This is a genomic window from Mycobacterium sp. (genome assembly GCF_049280035.1).
In the GTDB taxonomy this organism is placed as follows: Bacteria; Actinomycetota; Actinomycetes; order Mycobacteriales; family Mycobacteriaceae; genus Mycobacterium.
Window position 1 is genome coordinate 1 of sequence record NZ_JBAPPI010000601.1, and the last position, 2081, is coordinate 2081.

Genomic DNA, 2081 nt, shown 5'->3' on the forward strand with positions numbered 1-2081 from the left:
GTGATCGGCATCACCGGCGCGATCGGCGGCCTCGGCGGTGTGGTGATCAACCTCACGCTGCGCAGCTCGTACCTCAGCCACGGGACCGCTACCGTCGCTTTCTGGGACTTCGCCGCGTTCTACGCGGTCGCGGCGCTGGTGACCTTACGTTTCTACGTGCGGATACCGTCCGGCGCCGCCGCCGATCAGCCCACTTTGGCCAAAGCCCGTGCTTGAGCTTTCACCTACCATTGATCAGATGCCGGCGCCTTGGTTCTCGGCAGGCAGCGACGGCATGACCAGTGTCGACGCGCCATCGCTCACGGGTTTCACCGTGGCCATTACCGCGTCCCGGCGAGTCGACGAGTTCGCGACCATGCTGCGCAGGCGTGGCGCCGACATCGTGTCGGCCGCAGCCATCCAGATGGTCCCGCTCGCCGACGACGAGCGCCTGCGCGCGGCCACTGAGGACGTGATCGCGACGCCCCCCGACATACTTATCGCGACCACCGGCATTGGTTTCCGCGGCTGGGTGGAGGCCGCCGGGAGCTGGGGGCTTGCCGACGAGCTGCTGGATGCGCTGCGCAGCGCCCGGGTGATCTCGCGCGGGCCGAAGGCCACCGGAGCCTTGCGCACGGCCGGTCTGCGCGAAGAGTGGTCGCCGGCGTCCGAGTCGTCGGAGGAGGTGCTCGCGCACCTGAGCGCCGACAACCTCGACGGCAAGCGGATTGCCGTGCAACTACACGGCGTCACCGACGACTGGAACCCGGTGCCGGAGTTCCCCGGCACCCTCGTCGAGCGCGGCGCCACCGTGGTCGCGGTGCCGGTCTATCGGTGGGAGCCGCCCGCGGACCTCGCTGAGCTGGATGCTCTGATCGAGCGGGTCGCGCGCGACGGCGTCGACGCCGTCACGTTCACATCCGCGCCGGCGGCGGCGTCCTTCCTGATGCGGGCCAACGAGTTACGGCTCACCAAGTCGGTGACCCACGTCCTGACGACGACCGTGACACCGTTCTGCGTCGGGCCGGTGACCGCGCGCCCGCTGGACAACGTCGGGGTGCCGTCGGTGCTGCCCGAGCGGATGCGACTCGGCGCGCTGGCCCGCGTCGTCGCTGACGAACTTCCTTGCCGGAAACCGGATCTGGCCGTTGCCGGCCACACCCTTGGCGTGCACGCGGCGTGCGCCGTCGTCGACGGTGAAGTGCGCGATCTGTCCCCGAATTCGCTGACCCTGCTCAAAGTGCTTGCCCGAGTACCGGGCGCGGTGGTGTCGCGGGATGTGCTGCTCGACGCTCTCGGCGGCGACGACCCGCACGTGGTCGAGGCCGCCGTCAACCGGTTGCGGTCGGCGCTCGGCGCTAGGGAGCTGATCGCCACCGCGGTGAAACGCGGCTACCGCCTGGCCGTGGAGTACATGCCCGACGACACCGACTCTGACGCCTGAGATGGCCCAGACGACCACGTTATTAGTGGCGCACGGGACCCGAAATCCGCATGGCGTCAGGATGATCGGCGATCTCGCGGCGGCCGTGGCGGGGGCCCTCGACGAGACGGTGCGGGTGGCGTTCGTCGACGTTCTCGGTCCCGCCCCCGACGAAGTGTTGCGGACCCTGCGCGACGAGCCGACCGTGCTGGTGCCCGCGTTGCTGTCCAGCGGCTACCACGTCCGGTCCGACGTGCCTCGATACATTGCGGCATCCGGGCATCCGGCGGTTACCGTCGCACCCGCGCTCGGGCCGTCGTCGGAGCTGACCCGCGCGATGCTGGACCGGATGCTTGAGGCGGGTTGGCGTCCCGACGATCACGTGGTGCTGGCCGCCGCCGGCACCAGCGACCGGCACGCGCAGAGCGAGGTCGCGACCGCGGCCGCGAGGCTGTCGGCGCTTGTCGGCAGCCGGGTTTCGATCGCCTTCGCCGCGCCTTGCCGTGATGGCTCCGGCTACCCGTCAGTGCCCGAGGTGGTGGCCCGGGCCCGCCGCGCGGGTGCCCGCCGGGTGGCGGTGGCGTCGTATCTGTTGGCGGACGGCCTGTTTCAGGGGCGGCTGCACCAGGCAGGAGCGGACGTGGTGGCCGCGACGCTGAGTTCGCATCCCGCGGTGATC

At 70.5% G+C, this 2081-nt stretch carries 2 protein-coding genes and 1 pseudogene; all 3 read left to right on the plus strand.

Going from position 1 to position 2081, the window contains the following annotated elements; genetic code table 11:
* Window positions 1-216, plus strand: a pseudogene (locus WAN71_RS19470) (MFS transporter); the annotation flags it as partial.
* 22 nt (window positions 217-238) lie between these two features.
* Window positions 239-1423, plus strand: coding sequence for a uroporphyrinogen-III synthase (locus WAN71_RS19475; RefSeq protein ID WP_422226897.1), 1185 nt, complete (start codon window positions 239-241; stop codon window positions 1421-1423).
* Between the two features lies 1 nt (window position 1424).
* Window positions 1425-2081, plus strand: a 657-nt coding sequence (locus WAN71_RS19480; protein WP_422226898.1) for a sirohydrochlorin chelatase, incomplete at its 3' end; no start/stop codon positions are given.

What these genes read in the sequence shown, in the direction of transcription:
- WAN71_RS19475 (WP_422226897.1), top strand. Translation starts at nt 239, where the DNA reads ATGCCGGCGCCTTGGTTCTCGGCAGGCAGCGACGGCATGACCAGTGTC.